This window comes from Bacillus sp. FSL W8-0223 (genome assembly GCF_038006805.1).
Lineage (GTDB): Bacteria > Bacillota > Bacilli > Bacillales > DSM-4216 > Bacillus_O > Bacillus_O smithii.
In genome coordinates, this window is record NZ_JBBOVX010000001.1 from 682617 (window position 1) to 705246 (window position 22630).

Below are 22630 nucleotides of genomic sequence, written 5' to 3' on the forward strand. Positions count from 1 at the left end.
AATTTTGAAGCGATTTGTTTAGAACGGAAGCAATTTGATTTGAATGATCATCGGCTGGCTTTCTTAACGAAATTTTGCCGATCACGCTGAAACGTGTATAAGTAAAGAGTATGTATCCTGAGCGGCTGGAAAACATTTTATGTAAAGCTTTCAGACGTTTAACCGAAGGAAAAAGAAACCAAAAAATTGAAAACAATTTCCTGATTTACCTTGACATGTATACCAGGTTCGGGTATACAATCAAATTAAGAATTCATTATTTAATGAAAATTTTTATTATGACGTGGTTTTGTTTGTCATTTAGCAACGGGAAAGGAAACAGATTACGTGGACACACATTGAGCGTGTACATATTGTATAAGGATTAGAATGTAGCGGAACGATGCTGAAGGTGCGAGAATGTTTTTTGGCGTGAAGTAATTTTTGGTTTCAACTTGGTCATAGAGTGTCTTTAAAAAGATGGATGGAGATGTGTCCATAAGAGGGAACAGGAGAAATTCAATAGGAAGGGAGAGAGCGCATTCAGAGTCAAAAGGCCATTTAATCGGTCCGCTGCAGTGGTGTTCACGATTTAAACGAGGAAAGCGCTTTTTTAGGTGGAAACGGTTCGTTTGTATATAGGAAAGGATCATAAGTTTTGAAGAATGTCATAACCGCGGCTCAAGATCGGAGTGATCGGTTTTTCTTTTTGGTTGCTAAATAGTCGTTAAGAACTACATAATGGCAAAAACGCAAAGAGATTGATGGGTAATAAGACCTAAAAAAGCGGTGAAGCTTCTACTTTTATCCCGTTCTAAACAATCTTTTGATACACACAGCTAGACTCGTTTTACTTTAAGTAGTTTGTCAAAGGGTGAATCTCAAAAACTATTAATGAAAGAGGTATGAAAAGTGAAGATAAGACTATTCAGTGGTTTGAAATCAAAACTCATCATCTCCTTTGCTGTTATTTTATTGGTTCCTTCGCTTGTTGTGGGATCGATGGCATACCATTCGGCAAAAGTTCAAGTTCAAAATCAAATCTTCACTAGCGTTAATGAAAATGTAAAGCTGGTGAACACACTTATTGACAACAGCATCAAACCAAAAGTAAATGATATCGATTACTTTTCGAAAACCGTCTCATCACGTCTTTATAAAGGCGATGACAGTCCCGAACTTCGCAGAATTTTTAAAGAATATGTAGATTTGCATCCGGAAGTAGTGAGTATTTTTGTCGGCACTAAAAATGGATTGTATGTTCAAATGCCAAAATTTAAGATGCCTTCCGGCTATGATCCAAGACAGAGATATTGGTATTCGGAAGCTATGAATCATAAAGGGCAAGTAGTAGTGACGGATCCTGAAAAAACGGCCTCTACTGGTGAAACGTTGGTCACCATATGCAAAACAACCAATGATGGTTCTGGCGTCGTGGCGATTAATATAAGATTAAACAAGATTAAAGATTTAGTGGAAAAAGTGAAGGTGGGAAAAGAAGGGTATGCGTTCCTGATCGATCGCAATAAGAAGATCGTTGCCCATCCTAATCTAAAATCCGGATCAAAAGCAGACAGCAGCTTTTATGATAAATTATTTGCTAGTAATACAGGGGAATTTCATTATACTTTGAATGGCAAAGAGAAATTATACAGTTATACGACGAATCCGTTAACGGGATGGAAAGTAGTAGGAAACATGTCGATTTCCGAAGTGGATGATGCCGTTGCGCCTATTCTCCGTAAAACGTTGCTCGTGATCATCATTTCTTCTGTTCTTGGGGCGATAATCGTCTACTTTATTATCTATTCCATTCTTGCCCGTCTTAGAGTATTAAAAAATAAAGCGATTACCATCAGCAGAGGCAACCTCACTGAACAAATTGAAATAAAAGTAAACGACGAGATCGGTCAATTAGGCCATGCTTTTAATCAAATGCAAGAAAATCTGCGTACATTAATTCAAAAAATAGAACTCAGTGCGGAACAAGTCGCTTCGTCTGCCGAGGAATTAACAGCGAGCGCTGAACAAACAAGTTTAGTCACTGAACAGGTCGCTTCTTCTATTCAAGAGGTGGCAAGCAATGCGGAGACGCAGACAAACGGTATTGATAAAAATGCTCAGTCTTTAAATACAATCTCATCAGGAATTACAAAGATCGCCGAAAATTCCATGAATGTAGCGGAGCTTTCTAAACAATCCACATTGCAGGCGGAAGAAGGAGAAAAGGCTGTTCAGAAGACAGTCGATCAAATGAATTCCATTCATGAATCCGTCCAAGTGTCAGAAGAAGCCTTCCAATCTTTAGCAGAGCGTTCAAAGCAAATTGGAAAAATATTGGATGTTATTACCGGAATCGCAGACCAGACAAATCTTCTGGCTCTTAACGCCGCCATTGAAGCAGCTAGAGCTGGCGAAGAAGGTAGAGGTTTTGCGGTCGTAGCGGAAGAAGTCCGAAAATTAGCCGAGCAATCGCAAGAGTCGGCGAAGCAAATTTTTGAATTAATTCAAGGAATACAACAAGATACAGGCAATACGGTACAAATTATGTCTAAAACGACAGAAGATGTAGAAGAAGGGTTAAAAATCACCAATGAAGCCTTTGAAAAGTTTGAGGGAATTTTAAATAGTATGAGAGAGGTTGCTCCTAAAATCGAGCATATTTCCTCAACGGCGCAAAAAATATCCGCCGAAGTCCAAGAGGTTGCGGCAATGGCCAATGAATTGGCCAATATAGCGCAAAACAACGCAGCCACATCCGAAGAAGTAGCGTCTTCAACGGAAGAACAATTAGCTTCCATGGAAGAAATCTCAGCATCAGCAAAATCGCTTTCTTCTATGGCAGAAGAGCTCAAAGAGGTAATTGCTAGTTTTAAATATTAACCCATTTGCATGTTCGCAGAATAGTACAGTGAAGAATGAAAACTGAAGGATCAAGAAAGGACATCGCCGTAGGGCCATGTCCTTTCTTCGTTCCATGTATAAGGATAAACGTTGTTTTTTCGTCTTGGGCAGGTTGTTTGAGATGATGTCTGTCAGATGGCATTCATGTTTATTCGCTTTGTAAATTTTCCTTTAGCATATGTGTCACTTTTGCTTTTTCTTCGTCAGGAACAATCAAATAATAAATGCCGTTGATCTTTTGACCTGTTCCTTTGATTTCATAATTTTCTATGTTGGATAGACAGCTGCGGTAATTGGCTCGAATATTCATCATATCCTGAAAAGTTAGATTCGTTTTTACGTTGTTGCCTAGCGTATTCAAAATATCTTGATAATGAGTCACAGAGGATATACTGGTAGCTTTGTGCAGAATGGCTGTTATGACTTGCCGTTCACGCTGATTTCGGCCAAAATCCCCGTTTGGATCCAAATGGCGCATTCTGACATAACCTAGTGCTTTTGGTCCGTCAAGTTCAATCTTCCCTTTTTTGTAATGATAGCCTTTTTTGTAATATCCTTCATCGTACCAATCCAGATGATTATCAACGGTAATACCGCCGACGGCATCGACTAAACCACTTAGCGCTTCCATATTAATGCGGATAAAATAGTCAATAGGGATACCTGTAAACTGTTCAACGGTATTGATTGCCATCTTTGTTCCACCGAATGCGTATGCATGATTTATTTTATCCATGGTTCCTTTTCCGACGATGTTTGTTCGCGTATCCCTAGGAATGCTGACCATTTGCATTTTCTCTTTTTGCGGATTAAGCGTCATGACAATTAATGTGTCGGAGCGGCCTCTGTCATTTTTACGCTCGTCCACTCCCATAAGAAGAATGGAAATAGGTTTGCTTTTTTTCGTTTTATCCGACTGATCGCGGCCATTATCGAAAGGAATGTTTTGATGCATTTTATCAGCCGCTTCTTTGGCGGAATGATACAAATAATAGGCATAGCCACCCCCGCCCAAGACGATTAAGACCACTATGATGGACAGGATTTTCAACAGTTTTTTCACCATATGGGATTCCTCAACTTTCACCTTAGAACTATGGTTGAATTATACCATATTCATAGGGGGCCTGACCCCCTTAATGCTTTAAAGTATTAAGGGGGTCAGGCCCTGTCATCTTCGATTAGATCTTTTATTGGTACTTGTGTTCTTTCTTCCAATAGTGGGTTTCTGGCATGGACGGTGGCCAATTTTGTGTTTTCGTCCACTCCGTCAATCCATACGGAAGCATTCCTGTAATGAAGAAATTTGAGGTTTGAAAAAAAAAAGTCCCCTTGGTATAGTACAGGGTGTCAATGCGCATTGACCCCGAATTTCAATAAACCAAGGAGGACTCAAAATGAATTATACACAAAATCAAAAAATCTCTCAAATTACACCATCAACTCTCATTGTAGGTATTGATGTAGCTAAAGAAAAGCATGTAGCCCGTTTTCAAGATGATCGAGGCTTAGAATTTGGCAAGAGGTTGATCTTTGAAAATCGTATACACGGCTTTCAAACCTTATTAGATTGTGTCAAGCGTCACCAAAATGACAATCATAAGGATCACGTGATTTTTGGAATGGAGCCTACAGGTCATTATTGGCTAAATCTTGCCTATTTTCTTAAGGCAAAAGGATATGATGTAGTGCTAGTGAATCCTATGCACGTCAAAAAAAGCAAAGAACTGGATGATAATTCACCTACAAAAAACGATACAAAAGACGCTCGTGTCATTGCACAGTTAATAAAAGATGGGCGATACTCCGTACCGAACCTATTAGAGGGTGTATACGCTGAACTAAGGGAAGGCGTCAAATTACGAGATCAGCTCATCAAACAGCTTATGATCATTGAAGGGCGGATTGAAAACGTCATTCAGCGCTTTTTCCCAGAGTTTTTCGATGTGTTTGGAGATTGAAAAGGGAAAGCCGCCTTTCATACCTTGCGCATGTTTCCATTTCCTTCTGATATTCAAAAGTTGACACCAGAAGAAGTACTTCAAAAATGGAAACCGCATGTACAGCGTGGGGTTGGGCTAAAACGTGCAACCAAACTCGTAGAGGTAGCGAACAAGAGCGTTGGGATTGAAGTCGGAATCCAGTTCGCCAAAAGAGAATTGGATTGTCTATTGGATCAATATGAGCTTTACAAGACACAGTTAGCCCAATTAGACGAGGAACTAGAAGGCAGGGTTGAAAGCATACCAGGTGCGAAGCAAATGACGAGTATCCCGGGACTCGGTCATACCACCATCGCTTTGTTTTTTGCGGAAGTAGGGGATTTGAGCAAGTACAATCATCCGCAACAACTAGTCAACCTGGCAGGGCTTTCTTTAAGAGAACACAGTTCAGGAAAGTATAAAGGGCAAACACGCATAACCAAAAGGGGTCGAAGACGTTTACGAAAAGCATTATACCTGGCCATTCGACCATTGGTTGCCCATAATCCTGTATTTAAAGCCTTGCATCATTACTATACCAATCGGCCAGACAGGCCGTTAAAAAAACAACAGTCTCTGATTGCCTTGTGTTGTAAATTATTACGTGTGTTATTTGCCATTGGTAAGAAACAGTGTGAGTTTGATGGATTAAAGCTATTAAAGGGATTACCTCAAATAAAAGCATTACAGGCTGCATAAAAGCTTTCAAACGACTTGTTATTCTGACAAACACCAATAGTGCAGAGTTGGAGTATATTTTCACCATTCGGGCATTAGACCCTGTAAAGGAGCATATCCAACCTCCACCTCATGGATACGCAGGACGAAGGAATGTGTGGATCTTATAATCCAGTGATACATGGGAGGGTGAGCGACCATGAGAAGTGTGGAGATTTCTTGCACGGTCATACATGATATTACAGATATTGTAAATCTGTATTATAGGATGCACCTTACCATGTAAATATATTGAATAAATACAAGTAATATCCACTCATTTGAGGTAAAGAAGCTATTATGTGTTAGCGAAATTTAAAGAAAACGCGAGAATTTTGAAGAAAATTAAAGTTTATAGAGGGAGTTCCTTCGTATAAAACTTTAATATCGGCAGGTGAAGAAAGTATTTGTTTTACGCGTTTTAATTCCATTGTTCGGTCCTCCAACTTTTAAAGAGTTATTTTCAGTTTTTGCGGCATGGACGTTTTTATTCATTTTTGATGATGAAAGGGGGGCGTTTAGATGCACGCAGCGAATGTAAGGATGTCGCAAGGAATTTTTAAAAAGTCTGGATGTCGATATTTTTCGTGTTGGCCATTCGATTAGAAAAAAGAGGAAAAGAAAAAAGACGGTTCCTTTAGGACCACCGTCCTTTCTACACTGTATTGCAGATGTTGTTCTTTTCATTTATTTTCAAAAGAGCAATCATCTCCATTTTCTTTTTTAATAAGGCTGCCATTTTAGTTTCTTTGCCTCAGCAAATCTTTTTTCCACATTCGGCCAATACACTACATTCCACCATTGATCGACATATTTTCCTCTGTCGTTTTTATATTGTAAATAATAAGCATGTTCCCAAACATCGAGAACGAGAAGAGGAATGGTATCCCATTGGGTTAAAAATTGATGCCGTTCTGCTTGCAAAATTTCCAGTCTTCGCGATCGGGGCGACCAAACTAAAATGGCCCATCCCACTCCTTCGACTTTTTTGGCTGCTTCTGAAAAATGCTTTTTAAATAACTCGTAACTGCCGAAATCTTTTTCGATTTGAGCAAGCAGCTCTCCCTTCGGTTTTCCACCACCTCTAGGATTCATGATTTCCCAAAAGATCGTATGCAAATAATGACCCGATCCGTGAAAAGCTGCTTCCCGTTCCCAATGTTTGATTAAATCGAAATGATTTCTTCTTCTTGCTTCTCTCAATTTTTCTTCTGCTGTATTTAGCCCATCTACATAACTTTGAAGATGTTTTGTATGGTGAAGTCTCATAATTTCTTCGCTGATGTACGGTTCCAAAGCATTATATGCATATGGCAATGGCGGAAGCACGTGTTTTCCGATCGGCACAGATTCACGAATTCTTATTTGATTTCTTTCAAAAAGTTGAACGACACGATGGTTCATTTGCCGGACAGTACGTTGAAGTTCAGACACAACCGGCTCACTTATGTTTTCTTCCTGAAGTTGATGTTTCACGTCATGATAGACACGATCAATCTCAACCAACATATTTGGATCAACTTCCATCTCTTGTTCATCAAGAAAATTTCGTATGTTTTGCAGCCAGCTTTGCACTTCGACTAAATATTGTTGCGCTTTTTCTTCAAAATCCATCCTTCTCCCCCTCAAACGTCTTTTCTTTTTCTGTTTGTTCCAAGATAAAACCCATTTTTAGGTAAATAACGCTTTATCCTTAATGTATTAATGAGAAATAGGAAGGTGACACTTAGGACCGATATAAAAAATTCCTTCAATGATGAACAGAAGGTTTGGTTCATAGAACTAGACAACAAGGTAATAAATAGCAGCCACTAACGAAAAAAATTTGATAAAATGCAAACGCAAAGTATAAAACAAATCGGGAGGAAAGCAATGATAAGAAAAATATCGACAGTCGCAGTGTATGTGGAAGATCAACAAAAAGCAAAAGAGTTTTGGACGAAAAAAGTCGGATTTGAGGTAATGGCAGAGCATCCAATGGGGCCCAATGCTTTTTGGCTGGAAGTGGCTCCGGCCGGTTCTGAATCTCATTTAGTAATTTATCCTAAATCCATGATGGAAGGCTGGGAAAACAGGAAAGCCTCCATTGTATTTGAATGTGAAGATATAATGGGAACATATGAAACGATGAAGAAAAACGGCGTTGAATTTTTAGGAGAGCCGAAAAAGATGCAATGAGGCACCTATGTCCAATTTAAGGACGAAGACGGCAATGAATTTTTGTTAAAGGGCTGAGAGTGATTTTCATCAGAAACTCAAGGGATCATACGGTAAAAGCGGCAAAGGTCAGCTTCCTCTAGAGAGGACTGGCCTTTGCCTATATATATCTTTGAGCGAGTCCACTACAGTATTTTTGATTCAGAGAGAGCTTTATGCCTTTGCAGATGGATGCACACTCAGCTGCCGTTTTAACGCTTTACGCAGTTTTGGAACAAGGGCAAGCGACAAAGTGGTGACGATGAGATCAAGAGGCAAGTAGGCGGCCATCCAAGACCATGCCACAGCATAACTGAATCCCTTCGGTGCATCCAGCCAAAACATAAGGGCAAAGTACATAAAATTAGTGCCAATCATGTAGTTCAAGAAAAGACTCGACAGACCGGCGCATATGTAAGCCCATTTCGAGGGCTTTTCTTTTTGCAAGCATTTGCCCACGGCATACGCTACAAAGATAAAAGAAATCACAAAGCCGAAAGTCGAGCTGAATATGCTTGAAAGTCCTCCTTTAAATTCAGCGAAAACAGGAATGCCCATCAAACCGACAAAGACATAAGCAGTCATGGCCAAGGCTCCTAATCGGCTTCCGAGAATTCCTCCAGCTAAAATGGCAAACATCAGTTGTAGTGTGACCGGAACGCCGCCGATGGTCAGATAAGGCGATACATTGGCGCCAACGGCCATTAAAGCAACAAACATTCCGCACAGCACCATTTCTTTAGGTTTCATAGAAAATCCTCCTCATTCTCAAAATTTCAATAATTGTGCATTTTTCTTTTATATGTTAACATTTTTTTAAAAAGGTTTACAAATAAAGGGGGATTATGATGTCAGCTATTTTTTTAACAGGAACGGATACGGATATAGGAAAAACCGTTATCACAACATTGCTTGTTCATTTTTTTCAAAAAAGGAACATTCCCATTTTTTCTTTTAAGCCCATTCAAACAGGGGCCATTCAGCGCAATGGGGAATGGTACGCACCCGACCCTGTAGTGTATGAAAAGGTAACGAAACCGACATCTCACAATGAGTTTTATGGAATTCTATTAAAAAAAGCAAGTTCACCTCATTTGGCTGCCCGTCTCGAAGGGGTTTATATTCCTGTCCATGAAATCAAAGAACAAATCGCTTCTTTAGAAACGAAATACGAACATCTCATTCTTGAAGGAGCGGGCGGTTTATATGTGCCCATCACCGATGAAGGATATTGCATGATTGATTTTATGCAAGAATTGTCTTATCCTGTCATCCTAGTGGCAAGAGCCGGACTTGGAACGATTAATCATACCGTTTTATCGATAGAGGCATTGAAAAAACGGAATATTCCGATTGCAGGCATTATTTTTAACCAATTAAATGTGGATGACCATGAAATTGAAGAAGATAACCGGTTGATGGTCAAAAAATTAACGGATGTGCCAGTTATTGGATCTGTGCCTTATATGGACAACCTGATCGAGCGTTTGAAAGAGGAAGAGGTAAGGGATCAATTGATTTCGAATTGGGATGAAAAGCGTTTGAAAGGGGTGCTTTTAAATGACGCCGGATCAGCTATTAAGTAAAAGCAAACAGTATCTATGGCTGCCTTTTACTCAAATGAAAGATTATGAACGCGATCCTCTGATTATTGAGAGCGGAGATGGGGTGCGGCTAAAAGATATTTATGGGAATGTTTATTTGGACGGCAATTCTTCGCTTTGGCTTAACATTCATGGTCATCGTAAAAAAGAACTCAATGAAGCCATTAAAGAACAGTTAGATAAAATCGCGCATTCTACTTTGCTTGGAGCGGCGAATGTGCCTTCCATCATTCTGGCGGAAAAATTAATTCAAATTTCACCGCAGCGGTTGAAACGGGTGTTTTATTCGGACAGCGGGGCAGAGGCGGTGGAAATCGCAGTCAAAATGGCCTACCAATATTGGCAAAACAAAGGAATCAAAGAAAAAACCAAGTTTGTAACGTTAGGGAACGGCTATCATGGCGATACAGTCGGAACGATGAGCGTCGGGTCCATTGATCTTTATCATAAAGTGTATACATCATTACTGTTTGATGCTTTTGTTGCACCGTTTCCTTCCGCTTATCATCATCCGTCAGGCGATGAAAAAACGGCTAAAGAGGAAGCGTTACATAGTTTGCGGCAATTATTTTCCAACCACCATCATGAAATTGCAGGCATGACAGTGGAATCGATGGTTCAAGGAGCAGGCGGCATGAATGTAATGCCGAAGGGGTATTTGAAAGAAGTCGAAAACTTATGCCGCGAGTTTGACATTTTGTTCATTGTGGATGAAGTGGCGACAGGATTTGGTCGTACGGGAAAAATGTTTGCCGTCGAGCATGAAGGAGTCCAGCCGGATATTATGACTGTGGCGAAAGGACTGACAGGAGGATATTTGCCAGTGGCCGCTACACTAACCACTGAAGAAGTGTATGAAGCCTTTTATGGCGAGTATGAAGAGTTAAAAACGCTGTTTCATGGACACTCTTATACAGGAAACCAGCTAGGTTGTGCCGCTGCCATTGCCAATTTGGAGCTGTATGAGAAAGAAAATATTGTTCAACGAGTACAAGAGAAAAGCGAATATGTGTCTCAACTTTTAGAAAAAGTATCCTTGCTTGAACATGTTGGCGATGTTCGTCAGCTCGGACTTATTTGCGGGATTGAGCTTGTTCAAAATAAACAGACGAAAGAGCCCTATCCATGGGAGAAGCGTGTTGGATACCAAGCTACATTAAAAATGAGAGAATTGGGCATGATTACAAGGCCGCTTGGGGATGTGGTCGTCTTTATGCCTCCTCTTGCTGCCTCATATGAAAACTTAAAGCAAATGGTGGATATATTGTATCAAGGCATTCTTTGGGCAACGACTGAATATGCGATAGAACACGCATGATCGCAACAAAAGGGCGTCTTATAAGGGCGCCCTTTTATCAATTCTTCTTTGTATTCCATCCATGCAAAAGAAAAAACAGCTCCGGATGGGAGCTGTCAGAGTGTAGACAAAAGGCATCCGAATGTGTGTATTCGGATGCCTTTTGTGTGCGCCCGGCATGGGTGTAATCTATAGGGTGAAAGTCCCGAGCTGCGAAGGCAGAAGTAGCAGTTAGCTTAACGCAAGGGTGTCCGTGGTGACGCGGAATCTGAAGGAAGCGGGCGGCAAACTTCCGATCTGAGGAACACGAACTTCATATGAGGCTAGGTATCACTGGGTGAGTTTGCACAACAAAACAAAGCCCTTTCTGCCGAAGGTGATACAGAGTAAATGAAGCAGATGGATGGAAGGAAAGATTACACTCTTACCCGGGGAGGTCTGATGGATACGTGAAGTAGCCTTCATAACCTACTTAGTGATAAGTAGCTGAGCCATCAGAAGTCAGCAGAGGTCATAGTACGAATTGGTCTAGAACAATTCGGAAGGACTGAACAATTAAGAGAGAATAGCCCTTTGCATTCAGTGTGTCATGTTGAACACAGAAAACGTAGTACCTCACTTGAGGAAGGAAACGGTGAATCCCGTGGGGGACCTCTTGGAGGGTGGAGTGACCACTGGCATAAGAAGATAAGCTATTCACGGAAGGAAGAATAACAATGCTTTTGAATCAAATCCTGTCACGGGAGAATATGCTTTTAGCTTTACAAAGAGTAGAAAAGAACAAAGGTAGCCATGGAGTAGATATGATGCCCGTACAAAACCTACGTCAGCACATAGTCGAAAACTGGATATCCATTAAAGAAGCTATTCTCAAGGGTACCTATGAACCAATGCCTGTTCGAAGAGTCGAAATCCCGAAACCTGATGGCGGTGTTCGGTTACTAGGTATTCCAACCGTAACAGACCGTTTGATTCAACAAGCAATTGCCCAAGTATTATCGAGGATATATGACCCTATGTTCTCCGAACATAGTTATGGGTTTCGTTCAAATCGAAGTGCTCATGACGCAGTTAGGAAAGCAAAAGGCTATATCAGAGATGGTTATAGATGGGTAGTAGACATGGATTTAGAAAAGTTCTTCGATCGAGTGAATCATGACAGGCTGATGAGTACATTAGCCAAGACTATTAAAGAAAAGCCACTATTGAAGCTAATCCGCAAATATCTACAAGCTGGTGTCATGATTAATGGTGTGGTATCTAGGACAGAAGAAGGGACGCCGCAAGGTGGCCCCCTAAGCCCTTTACTTTCGAATATTGTACTAGATGAACTAGACAAAGAATTAGAGAAAAGAGGGCATAAATTTGTTCGTTATGCCGATGACTGTAATATTTACGTGAAGTCAAAACGGGCTGGTGAAAGAACCATGGCTAGTGTCAAACGATTTATTGAGGGAAAACTTCGTCTAAAAGTCAACGAGAAGAAATCTGCGGTTGACCGACCATGGAAACGAAAGTTTCTAGGATTTAGTTTTACACCTTCAAAAGAGCCAAAAGTTCGGATTGCCAAGCAAAGTCTAAAACGAATGAAGAAAAAGGTGCGAGAAATCACGTCAAGAAAAATACCATACCCAATGGAATATCGGATTAAGAAACTTAACCAATATCTACTTGGATGGTGTGGATATTTTGCATTAGCAGACACAAAGAGTATCTTTGAAGATTTGGATGGCTGGATTCGACGAAGACTCCGGATGTGTTTATGGAAAAACTGGAAGACCTCAAAGACCAGGATACGCAACCTCATAAAACTAGGAGTTCCTGAATGGAAAGCTTATGAATGGGGGAACAGTCGTAAAGGTTATTGGCGAATCTCAAAAAGTCCCATATTACACAGAACCCTTGGAAACTCCTATTGGAGTAACCAAGGGCTTAAAAGTCTACAGAAACGTTATGAATTCTTGCGTCATTTATCTTGATTGAACCGCCGTATACGGAACCGTACGTACGGTGGTGTGAGAGGACGGGAGTTAATCGCTCCCTCCTACTCGATCACTTTTATGCTTTCAAATGTTTGGAATAGACCCCTCCAGGGGTCTATTTTATGTTATTGCTGGACTTTTCCATGTCCAGCAAGCCATCTTTTTCAAATTCATTGCAGCAAAAGTTAGCATCGCCTGCATGGACAATTTTTTTAGACCTCTTAAGGTTGTCCAACGCATACCATGCTTTTCCTTTGCATCAGCAAAAACACGTTCAATGGTTTCTTTCCGTCTTGCATAAATGCTCTTATTCTCTTGTGTATGCCGAAGATGATCAGCTTCCTCTAAATAAAATTCCCATACATGTCGCTGAATCAGTTTTTTATGCTCCTTACTTTGGGTGCACTTCGAGAGGAATGGACAATCTTTACACTGGACTGGATCAGAAAAATATTGACGATAGCCTTCCTTCGTCGTAGTTGCATATTTTAACACTTGTCCTTGCGGACAAAGATAACAATCGTAGTATTCATCGTAAACATACTCATGTTTTTTGAAATAACCATCCTTTGTACGAGGGCGAGTATAAGGTAAAGCAGGGGTCATATCATTTTCAAATATGTATTGGGCAACGGCGGGAGTTTTATATCCAGCGTCAGCAGCAACTACAACCGGTTTTCCATGTTTTTCGATGACTTTTTCAAGAAGTGGCTCCAATACGGAACTGTCATGAATATTCCCTGGCGTTACAATAGCCCCCAAAACAAAGCCATTTCGATCCGCAGCAGCATGGAATGAGTAAGCAAACTGTTTTGTTCGCTCGTCTTTTACGTAGTAACCACTTTCCGGATCAGTGGTACTTTCTTTTATTTCTTTATATTCTTCTTTCCCAAATTTATCTGGAGGAAATGGCTTTTTTCCATGTGCTTCTCGATCAGCATTTATCTCATCTTGTAGACGTGCTTGATAGGCTTTCGTTTCTTTTCGAACCACTTTCTTCACAAATTTATGCTTATTCGCACTCGCTTTGACATGAGTAGAATCAATAAAGACATGCTCACTGCTTATCAGCTTCTTATCTGCAGCTTCTTTCAAAATGCGATAGAATATCTGTTCAAATAAGTCTGTATCCTTAAAGCGTCGCTCGTAGTTTTTCCCAAACGTTGAAAAGTGAGGTACCTTATCATAAAAACCAAATCCAAGAAACCAACGGTAAGCCAGATTCGTTTCGATTTCCTCTATAGTTTTTCGCATGGAACGAATACCGAAGGTATATTGGATGAAAGCCATTTTAATCAATACAACTGGATCAATACTTGGTCGACCTCTTTCCGATGAATACATGTCTTGAACAAGCGAATAGATAAATGAAAAATCAATAGCAGCGTCGATTTTACGAACCAAATGATCTGCAGGTACAAGTTGGTCTAAAGCTATCATTTCTATTTGATCACGATTCATCTGTGTATTTTTTGTTAGCACTTCATCCACCTCAATTCATTACGGTATCTTAATTATACAAAAAAAGACTGTCGGCAAATCCGGTTTTTTCGGATTTGTCGACAGTCTGAATAGACCCCTAGAGGGGTCTATTTTATGTTATTGCTGGACTTTTCCATGTCCAGCAAGCCATCTTTTTCAAATTCATTGCAGCAAAAGTTAGCATCGCCTGCATGGACAATTTTTTTAGACCTCTTAAGGTTGTCCAACGCATACCATGCTTTTCCTTTGCATCAGCAAAAACACGTTCAATGGTTTCTTTCCGTCTTGCATAAATGCTCTTATTCTCTTGTGTATGCCGAAGATGATCAGCTTCCTCTAAATAAAATTCCCATACATGTCGCTGAATCAGTTTTTTATGCTCCTTACTTTGGGTGCACTTCGAGAGGAATGGACAATCTTTACACTGGACTGGATCAGAAAAATATTGACGATAGCCTTCCTTCGTCGTAGTTGCATATTTTAACACTTGTCCTTGCGGACAAAGATAACAATCGTAGTATTCATCGTAAACATACTCATGTTTTTTGAAATAACCATCCTTTGTACGAGGGCGAGTATAAGGTAAAGCAGGGGTCATATCATTTTCAAATATGTATTGGGCAACGGCGGGAGTTTTATATCCAGCGTCAGCAGCAACTACAACCGGTTTTCCATGTTTTTTGATGACTTTTTCAAGAAGTGGCTCCAATACGGAACTGTCATGAATATTCCCTGGCGTTACAATAGCCCCCAAAACAAAGCCATTTCGATCCGCAGCAGCATGGAATGAGTAAGCAAACTGTTTTGTTCGCTCGTCTTTTACGTAGTAACCACTTTCCGGATCAGTGGTACTTTCTTTTATTTCTTTATATTCTTCTTTCCCAAATTTATCTGGAGGAAATGGCTTTTTTCCATGTGCTTCTCGATCAGCATTTATCTCATCTTGTAGACGTGCTTGATAGGCTTTCGTTTCTTTTCGAACCACTTTCTTCACAAATTTATGCTTATTCGCACTCGCTTTGACATGAGTAGAATCAATAAAGACATGCTCACTGCTTATCAGCTTCTTATCTGCAGCTTCTTTCAAAATGCGATAGAATATCTGTTCAAATAAGTCTGTATCCTTAAAGCGTCGCTCGTAGTTTTTCCCAAACGTTGAAAAGTGAGGTACCTTATCATAAAAACCAAATCCAAGAAACCAACGGTAAGCCAGATTCGTTTCGATTTCCTCTATAGTTTTTCGCATGGAACGAATACCGAAGGTATATTGGATGAAAGCCATTTTAATCAATACAACTGGATCAATACTTGGTCGACCTCTTTCCGATGAATACATGTCTTGAACAAGCGAATAGATAAATGAAAAATCAATAGCAGCGTCGATTTTACGAACCAAATGATCTGCAGGTACAAGTTGGTCTAAAGCTATCATTTCTATTTGATCACGATTCATCTGTGTATTTTTTGTTAGCACTTCATCCACCTCAATTCATTACGGTATCTTAATTATACAAAAAAAGACTGTCGGCAAATCCGGTTTTTTCGGATTTGTCGACAGTCTGACAGCTCCGGATGGGAGCTGTTTTTGTTTCTTTTGCTGAAAAGCCGCTTTTGCCGTAATTCTAATTAAGAAAGTTTTAAACCACACTCCTCCAAGTGGGTGCTCGCAAAAACGTTCCTGTCTTCCTTCTTGTCTAAAGACAAAGGCCTGACATTCCGGTTTCGATATAAAACTCCCTTTTTCAGCTTAAAGGTTAAAACTTTATTAACATTACGTACAACGCAGCTTGTATTCCTATATTAAATGAAAAAGAATAAGAAGGCAACAGAAACGCATGTCCTTACTTATACTATTTTCATTGCTTGAAAGTTGGCGAGAACATTTTGCAAGGATGTTTTTCTATATATTAATGCAGGCTACAGCCCGATGCTGTCGGCATAGTAAAACTTTGCGGGTCTCCTGTATAATCGCGGATGTCACCAATAAATCTTCACTATAAAACTATTTAAAAGAAGGTCTCTATTCTCATGAAAAATCGCCATCGTGATAACCTCGCACGACCTCCATGCAAAATTAAAAGAGGAAAAGCCAAAAAGGCACCGAATAGCGGAGAACTACAGCACTTGGTGGAATCACCGTTCTTTTTTTAGTTTTCGGTGCACTCGGCTTTTTGGCAAGTCCTTCGATCATGATCGATGGGGGATAGCCCCATCTCCGACAAAAGATAAACCTGTTAGTTTCATATTTGACGCTTTTGCCGAAAAAGAAATAGATATCTATTTTTTCAGGATGAACGAGACCTATCCTCCGATATATTTTTGGTAAAGCGACCTAGCGTGTTTTTGGTCGGATTCACCATGGATGATGGCCCTGCCGTCTCGAAATAGAACGACTCTTTTTCCTTCCAACTGTAGAACAATTAAATAAGGGTTTTCGTTTACGATTTCAAATCTTTCCTTCAATGCCGGCAAGTTGATTTTATGCCGTTGTCCGGGCCGGATTTGAACAGCGTCGCGGCCGCACAGTACTTCCGCTTTTCCCCAGTTTTCATATTTTAAAAACGGGTAGCTGGGACGAATTCCGCAAGACGGGCATTCCGTTTTTTTCAGTGAACGAACGTTGATTTGTGAAAATTCATTTTTCCAAAGATCAAAGGAAATGAGTGTTTTCCGTACATGCTGTTTCTGTCCGGACAAAATTTTTAGCGCTTCTGCGACTTGATAAGTGCTGACCATTTGGACGGCGGGTGAAATAATTCCAACGGTATCACAATTTTCTCCGTTTAACGGTATTTCTTCCATCAAACAATGAAGACAAGGCGTTTCACCGGGAAGAATGGAAAGCGATACGCCGTATGAAGCGACACAGGCGCCGTATATCCATGGGATCTGATGTTTTTGTGCAAAGTCATTGATCATCATGCGAGTCTCGAAGTTGTCGAGCCCGTCGATGATGACATCTACGGGCAAAAGCGATTCTAATGTGTTTGGATTAGCTTCTTCAAGCTTCGCATCAATGACTACATCGCGATTGATAGCCTCTAATCGTTTTTTGGCTGCCATTACTTTCGGCAAATTTTCTTCTGCATCTTTTTCGGTGTAGAGCTGCTGGCGATGGAGGTTGCTTAGCTCAACGTAGTCTCGGTCTACGATTGTCAGCTTGCCGACTCCGGCTCGAACTAACATTTCTGCGCTGGCGCTGCCCAAAGCCCCCATGCCGATAATCGCAGCATGGCTGTTTTGAATACGTTTTTGTCCTTCTTGGCCGATTCCTTGGAAGAGAATCTGACGGGAATAGCGCATGTCGCTCACAACCGGATCAATCCTTCCATCGGACTGCTGGCTTCGGCATAGTACTTTTTGCTGATTCGGCCAGCCTCAAATCCAAGCCTTCCGGCGATTACGGCATATTTCATTGCTTCGGCCATTTTGACAGGATCTTTTGCTCCGGAAACGGCAGAGTTTAATAAGACGGCATCGGCTCCCAGTTCCATCGCGTAAGCTACATCTTTCGGGCTGCCAATTCCAGCATCTACAATCACCGGCACAGTAGCTTGCTCTATAATATGAGATAGATTGAAAGGATTGATAATTCCTAATCCAGTACCGATTGGCGATGCCCCCGGCATAATAGCGTGGGTTCCTAATTCTTGGAGGCGTTTGGCCAGCACCACATCATCGGACGTGTAGGGAAGAACCGTAAAGCCTTCTTCCAGCAATTTTTCTGTCGCTTTCAACGTTTCGACTGGATCGGGAAGCAGTGTTTGATCACAGCCGATCACTTCTACTTTAATCATATCGCACATTCCGGCTGCTTTAGCGAGTTTTGCAATCCGAACGGCTTCTTCCGCCGTTTTGGCACCGGCAGTGTTGGGCAGAAGCGTAAACTTGGAAAGGTCGATATTTTCCAAAAAATTAGGCTGTTCAGGATCAAAAATATTCATTCTTCTTACAGCAAACGTTAATACTTCCGTCTCGGATTTTTGAATGGCTTCTTTTTGGATGTCTGCACTTGGGAATTTTCCGGTTCCTAAAAATAAGCGAGAATGAAAAGTGTAGGACCCAATTTTCAACATGATGTTATCCTCCTCCGACAAAATGAACGATTTCTAATACATCTCCTGATTTCAATCGAAATTGCCCGTGCTGATCTTTGCTCAAAATCTCGCCGTTCATTTCGACTACCAGTTTTTTGTCTTGAACTTGCAAATGCTCTAATAAACGCTCGACTGTACGGATATTTTCCGGTATTTCTTTTTTTACACCATTGATCGTTACGATCATGGAATCACTCCTTTTTGTGAGTGGCGTCCGGGATCAAAGGCGTCTTTCCACTCTAAATGGTCCGCTTTCCCCTCTATTTGATCCGCCATCCAGACACCGGTTAACGCCGACAATAATATGCCGTTGCGGAAATGTCCGGCTGCCAGCCAAAGTCCTTTGAAGTCAGGATGGGGTCCCAGATAGGGAAGACCGTCGATCGTTTGCGGACGGACTCCTGCCCAGGCCCTTGACCATTCCGCAGAACGGAGTGCCGGTACGATGCGGCACGCTTCAGCAGATAATCGGCGAATGGATTCAAATGAAACTTTCTTATCGTATATGCCTTCACGTTCCGTCGCACCAATAAAAATTTCTCCATTGGCTTTCGGAACAATGTAAACAGTCGGTGAATAAATAGTCGATGTGATAATCGGCTTTTCCGGTCTGACAGCAAGGATCTCTCCTTTAACCGGAGTAAGCGTCGGCAATGAAGCTCCGTCCGGAAGGGAGAGATGGGGAGTAAAGGCGCCCGCTGCTATTACGATATGCTCGGCATAAAAACGGCCGGAAGTTGTTTCCACTCCTGTTATTACTCCATTTTTGCCCAATAACCCTTTGACCCATGTAAATTCATAAATATCGGCCCCTAAATTGGAAGCTCCTTTGAAAAAAGCTTTTGTGAGCTGAGCTGGCATGACTTGTCCATCTTTTGGAAAAGAAGCGGCGCCGACTATTTCGGCTTTCAATTCTGGTTCCATTTGATATACTTGATCGGCTGAAAGCCATTCTGCCGGCTCTCCTTGTTCCTGCTGCCAGGCGATTCTTTCTTTCAGCATGTTTGCTTCTTCTTCGCTGAACGCGATCCGCAACATACCATTTTTAAGAAACTCAACAGGCTGGTCGGAAACTTGTTCGATCTCAGGAACCAATTGATCAAAATAATCGCGGCTTTTGCGGGCGAAATCAAAAAAGGCTCCGTCTATTCTCGGTTCTACTTGTGCTCCCAGCATTCCGGCTGCCGCGCTTGATGCTTCAGAAGCAATTCGTTCTTTTTCCAGTACAGCAACGCGATAGTTGCGTTTTGACAACTGATAGGCGATCGAGCCGCCATTGATGCCGCCGCCTATAATAATGACATCATATTTCTGCATGGTGACGCCCCTCCCATAATGATTGTTTGTAAGCTTTAGCCGCTTGTTCAGGAAACTCGGCTTCATACACTCCGGATAGAACCGCCACTCCCGACGCTCCGGCTGCCAGACACTCGGGAACGCGTTGAGGAGTAATGCCGCCAATGGCGATAACGGGGATTTGGACTGCTGAAGAAACGGCTTTCAAAGCAGCCAATCCTCTCGGAGGGAGACCTGGTTTGCTTTTAGTGGGATAAATATGTCCAAAAATGAGGTATTGAGCGCCTCGCTTTTGTTTATCCATGGCTGATTCGACGCTATGTACGGAATACCCCTTTGTTAAGAAACGACCATGATCTCTTTCCTCGTGAGACTTTTCCGGAAAGTGCACACCAGGAACACCAAGCTGTAAAGCTAAATCCGGTTGACTGTTCAGAATGATTTTCGTTAACGGAACTCCATGTTTTTCTAAATCTGCAACTCCTTTTTTGATCATCTCTGTACTCCAACTACGCTCTCGAATATGAATAAAATCCACCCATGGTTGAATTCGCACGGTGATCGAAAGCCAATCTTCAAAACTCTGTTTTCCTGTGGAAATGACGTGCAGCGCTTTTTTCATCGCCATTTTCTCCTTGATGAAAGTTGAATGGGAAAACTTTTTAACCAATTCTGTGCAGTAAAAAACCCACTTTCCTATGTTGGAAAGTGGGCTAAATGCTCTCAAGTATAATGAAATTATACTCCACTTTCCTACGCTGGTATCAACCAGATCAGGTTCGAAGGGTTTTAAAGTATCACTTTAATCTCAGCCGATCACTATCGGCACCCCTAGTGGCTCTTATTTGTTTATGATCATTGTTTTACGATCCCAATGAAAAAATTTAAAATAATAAGGAATATTTTTCTTTATCAAAATCTTAAATCCATATTGAAAGGTTGTCAATAGTCGTTTCAAAGTTTCTGGACGATAGGTGAAAGAAGGTGGCGAAATGTTGTGTCGTTGAAAAAGGGAATGGGGAAAAAATAAAGAAGGCGCCCCGGAAGTGTAGCGGGAGGCCTTCTAAAGAGATGATGTCCATCTTTCAGAACAAGCAATTATTTTGCTTTCTTCAGGCTTTCAGGGATCTTAGGTGCATGTGCAAGCGGGCTGGAAGCTTGAACAAACACTTTTGCCATTACGCGGGTAGTGCTAGATAGAACTTTAGCTGCTTTTTTCACAATACTCACCTCCTTTCATGGTGAAATTGTTTAATTTATGGATAAACTTGATGCCTGCCGGTGTCAGCAATAGGGCTTGCAGCAATGCGCCGAACACGAAACCGGGCGCGGAAAAAATATAGTAGATGACAAAGGTAAAGATAACCCACAATATGGCAGCAAGTTTCTTTTTTTTTTCCCACTGCTTTGAATGTTTGATTTGATGCGGTTCATAGTAAGGAGCAAATCTTGCGATCAACATGAGACTGACAACAAAGTAGCAAAAAAGTAAAATAGGCGATACAGGGAGCCAAACGAACGTCAGAACAAGAAGCGAGCTTGTAATCGAACAGGCGATAGAGCGATCTAAATGGGCGCCGCCCGTCAATATCCGAAGAATCATAAAAGACAACGTCACTTCAACAGTCAACAGCGGCACTCCGATGATCCAGCCAACAATCAGCAAAAGAAGAAACGTAAAAAGAAGATTGAATAGAATCGTAAACCCGAATACGAGTACGTCATGAGGTTCTGTTTCTTCAGGATTTATTTTTTTGATTTGGTCTGCCAATGCAACTGCCCATTTTTCAAACATACAACTTCCTCCTTTATAATGACGGGCAGCGGATGGATAGCCGGACTGGTTTTAGCTCGGTTTCAACCACTGCTTGATCTTGCTTAAAGTGTTGAAGAGCATCAAATAATTTCAAGTTTGTCTGAAGGCGATCCAGTACAAGTTGGCTGGATATCAAATAGGTAATATCTTGAGTTCCTATATGAACATGAAAATAGATTTTTTTTTCTACGCTGGAAGGAGACTGGTAAAGCGCTAGAATTAAATCGTCCATGATCATGCTCAGATAGCGGACTTGCCTTAATGTTGCAGCCACATTTCCTTGAATTTCGGCCGTTGCGACAATGGCAACTTCCAACAGTTCAGCTAGTTTTCGTTTATTTACTAGAAACGCATAGAGCAATTCATCTAAGTTCTCTAAACCGGCGCGAAAATCAGACTCAACAAGCCAAGAAGCGGCTTTTTTTCGAATCAGCCGATTGTTTTCCAAATATTCTTTAATAAGAAGCGTAGAAGATTCTCTCTCACAAAGTTTTAAGATGGCATGGAAATGGTCTTCATAATCCGTTTTTAATTTTTCAACAATAATGGCGGTTTGTTCTTCTTGGTCCAAATAAAATTTTTTGGCCTCTATGATATGCTTCACTTGAAATTGAGTGTGCAAAATCAAATAAATGGATAAAATAATAAACAAAATAATCACACAATACAGCACAAACGAAAATTTAGAATTCATTTGTTCTGTCAACATGGCAAAAACAGACAGGCAAATAAATAGAAATGTCAGCAGGGAATTAATGATAACGATCGCCCTAAACTGATGGTTTTGATTGTGCGTTTTTAAAAAGTGACGAAAGTCAGTCAAATGATACTGATATCTTTTTAATAGATAGCTAATGGCCATGACGAATAAAAATGTAATCGTTCGAAGCAGAAACGGCAAATCAGAGAATGAAAATAATATTTTAAAGTAGTTAACAGTAGATATGGATTTTACCACTTCCGTTATTAATAGTTGAATGAAGGAATAAAACCCGTATCCCATGCTTGAAATGACAATCGTTTCAAGCGAGTTTACTTTATACAACCATTTCACCAAGCAAAGCAATAATAAAATTTGAACGGCGATAACAAAAACGGTCGCCAAAGGTGTGAATCTTAATAAAAGTGATGCGACGCTCATAATGACGGATAGAAAAAGAATCGGTTTTATATAAATGCGATAAGGATACCCTAAAAACACAACGGGAAACGTCAAAAGAGCAATCCATTCAAATAATGAGATAACCAATGTGAATAAGTAATCCATCGCGATGGCTC

The 22630-nt window shown here is 40.9% G+C and carries 19 protein-coding genes, 1 other RNA gene, 2 pseudogenes and 1 riboswitch; of the genes and pseudogenes, 6 read left to right on the top strand and 16 right to left on the bottom strand.

The window, feature by feature from the left end; all coding sequences use genetic code 11:
• Positions 1–891 precede the first annotated feature (891 nt).
• A complete protein-coding gene (locus NST81_RS03510; protein WP_341028450.1) occupies positions 892–2862 on the top strand; it encodes a methyl-accepting chemotaxis protein in 1971 nt (656 codons plus the stop codon).
• 169 nt (positions 2863–3031) lie between these two features.
• On the opposite strand, the gene NST81_RS03515 is transcribed toward NST81_RS03510, so the two are convergent.
• Positions 3032–3949, bottom strand: coding sequence for an LCP family glycopolymer transferase (locus NST81_RS03515; RefSeq protein ID WP_341028451.1), 918 nt, complete (start codon positions 3947–3949; stop codon positions 3032–3034).
• A gap of 95 nt (positions 3950–4044) precedes the next feature.
• Positions 4045–4167: pseudogene (locus NST81_RS03520) on the bottom strand (small, acid-soluble spore protein, H family); the annotation flags it as partial.
• A 113-nt stretch (positions 4168–4280) separates the two neighbouring features.
• Here NST81_RS03520 and NST81_RS03525 point away from each other — a divergent pair.
• Positions 4281–5564, top strand: a pseudogene (locus NST81_RS03525) (IS110 family transposase).
• A 323-nt stretch (positions 5565–5887) separates the two neighbouring features.
• On the opposite strand, the gene NST81_RS03530 reads toward NST81_RS03525, so the two are convergent.
• Both NST81_RS03530 and NST81_RS03535 read right to left on the bottom strand, forming a co-directional pair.
• The gene (locus NST81_RS03530; RefSeq protein ID WP_341028452.1) at positions 5888–6013 is read right to left on the bottom strand and encodes a small, acid-soluble spore protein, H family; all 126 of its coding nucleotides are present in this window, start codon (positions 6011–6013) and stop codon (positions 5888–5890) included.
• A 292-nt stretch (positions 6014–6305) separates the two neighbouring features.
• Positions 6306–7196 carry a superoxide dismutase gene (locus tag NST81_RS03535; RefSeq protein WP_341028454.1) on the bottom strand — a complete coding sequence of 297 codons (891 nt, stop codon included), beginning with the start codon at positions 7194–7196 and terminating at the stop codon, positions 6306–6308.
• Positions 7197–7454: 258 nt separating this feature from the next.
• On the opposite strand from NST81_RS03535, the gene NST81_RS03540 reads away from it, so the two are divergent.
• Positions 7455–7760: a VOC family protein gene (locus NST81_RS03540; protein WP_341028455.1), complete on the top strand. Its 306-nt coding sequence runs from the start codon at positions 7455–7457 to the stop codon at positions 7758–7760.
• Positions 7761–7952: 192 nt separating this feature from the next.
• Here the strand turns inward: NST81_RS03540 and NST81_RS03545 are convergent, their stop codons facing one another.
• Positions 7953–8528, bottom strand: a complete 576-nt coding sequence (locus NST81_RS03545) for a biotin transporter BioY (protein ID WP_003353921.1) — start codon at positions 8526–8528, stop codon at positions 7953–7955.
• Positions 8529–8626: 98 nt separating this feature from the next.
• Between NST81_RS03545 and bioD the strand changes: the two genes are divergently transcribed.
• The 3 genes from bioD to ltrA all read left to right on the top strand — a co-directional run bounded on the left by bioD (position 8627) and on the right by ltrA (position 12658).
• On the top strand, positions 8627–9364 hold the full coding sequence (bioD, locus tag NST81_RS03550) for a dethiobiotin synthase (protein WP_341028457.1): 738 nt from the start codon (positions 8627–8629) through the stop codon (positions 9362–9364).
• Positions 9339–10700: an adenosylmethionine--8-amino-7-oxononanoate transaminase gene (bioA, locus tag NST81_RS03555; RefSeq protein ID WP_341028460.1), complete on the top strand. Its 1362-nt coding sequence runs from the start codon at positions 9339–9341 to the stop codon at positions 10698–10700. Before bioD ends, bioA begins: the two co-directional genes overlap by 26 nt.
• A gap of 695 nt (positions 10701–11395) precedes the next feature.
• Positions 11396–12658: a group II intron reverse transcriptase/maturase gene (ltrA, locus tag NST81_RS03560; RefSeq protein ID WP_003354109.1), complete on the top strand. Its 1263-nt coding sequence runs from the start codon at positions 11396–11398 to the stop codon at positions 12656–12658.
• Positions 12659–12781: 123 nt separating this feature from the next.
• Here ltrA and NST81_RS03565 read toward each other — a convergent pair whose 3' ends face one another.
• The 11 genes from NST81_RS03565 to NST81_RS03615 form a co-directional block, all read right to left on the bottom strand.
• Positions 12782–14143, bottom strand: coding sequence for an IS1182 family transposase (locus tag NST81_RS03565; protein WP_003354354.1), 1362 nt, complete (start codon positions 14141–14143; stop codon positions 12782–12784).
• Between the two features lie 112 nt (positions 14144–14255).
• Positions 14256–15617, bottom strand: a complete 1362-nt coding sequence (locus tag NST81_RS03570) for an IS1182 family transposase (protein WP_341027651.1) — start codon at positions 15615–15617, stop codon at positions 14256–14258.
• 124 nt (positions 15618–15741) lie between these two features.
• Positions 15742–15935, bottom strand: a non-coding RNA gene (gene ssrS / locus NST81_RS03575) — 6S RNA.
• Positions 15936–16444: 509 nt separating this feature from the next.
• A complete protein-coding gene (locus NST81_RS03580) occupies positions 16445–17446 on the bottom strand; it encodes a ThiF family adenylyltransferase (RefSeq protein ID WP_340396322.1) in 1002 nt (333 codons plus the stop codon).
• 5 nt (positions 17447–17451) lie between these two features.
• Positions 17452–18219 carry a thiazole synthase gene (locus tag NST81_RS03585; protein ID WP_341028463.1) on the bottom strand — a complete coding sequence of 256 codons (768 nt, stop codon included), beginning with the start codon at positions 18217–18219 and terminating at the stop codon, positions 17452–17454.
• A gap of 4 nt (positions 18220–18223) precedes the next feature.
• Positions 18224–18427, bottom strand: a complete 204-nt coding sequence (gene thiS, locus NST81_RS03590; protein ID WP_003353911.1) for a sulfur carrier protein ThiS — start codon at positions 18425–18427, stop codon at positions 18224–18226.
• Positions 18424–19557 carry a glycine oxidase ThiO gene (gene thiO / locus NST81_RS03595; protein ID WP_327797236.1) on the bottom strand — a complete coding sequence of 378 codons (1134 nt, stop codon included), beginning with the start codon at positions 19555–19557 and terminating at the stop codon, positions 18424–18426. Before thiO ends, thiS begins: the two co-directional genes overlap by 4 nt.
• A complete protein-coding gene (locus NST81_RS03600; protein WP_003353909.1) occupies positions 19544–20158 on the bottom strand; it encodes a DUF561 domain-containing protein in 615 nt (204 codons plus the stop codon). The genes thiO and NST81_RS03600 overlap by 14 nt, the downstream gene beginning before the upstream one ends.
• A 111-nt stretch (positions 20159–20269) precedes the next feature.
• Positions 20270–20379, bottom strand: a riboswitch (TPP riboswitch).
• 255 nt (positions 20380–20634) lie between these two features.
• Positions 20635–20757, bottom strand: coding sequence for an AgrD family cyclic lactone autoinducer peptide (locus tag NST81_RS03605; RefSeq protein WP_327797235.1), 123 nt, complete (start codon positions 20755–20757; stop codon positions 20635–20637).
• Positions 20741–21331 carry an accessory gene regulator ArgB-like protein gene (locus tag NST81_RS03610; protein ID WP_341028467.1) on the bottom strand — a complete coding sequence of 197 codons (591 nt, stop codon included), beginning with the start codon at positions 21329–21331 and terminating at the stop codon, positions 20741–20743. The genes NST81_RS03605 and NST81_RS03610 overlap by 17 nt, the downstream gene beginning before the upstream one ends.
• A gap of 13 nt (positions 21332–21344) precedes the next feature.
• Complete coding sequence (locus NST81_RS03615) at positions 21345–22619, bottom strand: hypothetical protein (RefSeq protein ID WP_327797232.1); 1275 nt, start codon at positions 22617–22619, stop codon at positions 21345–21347.
• Positions 22620–22630: the final 11 nt, after the last annotated feature.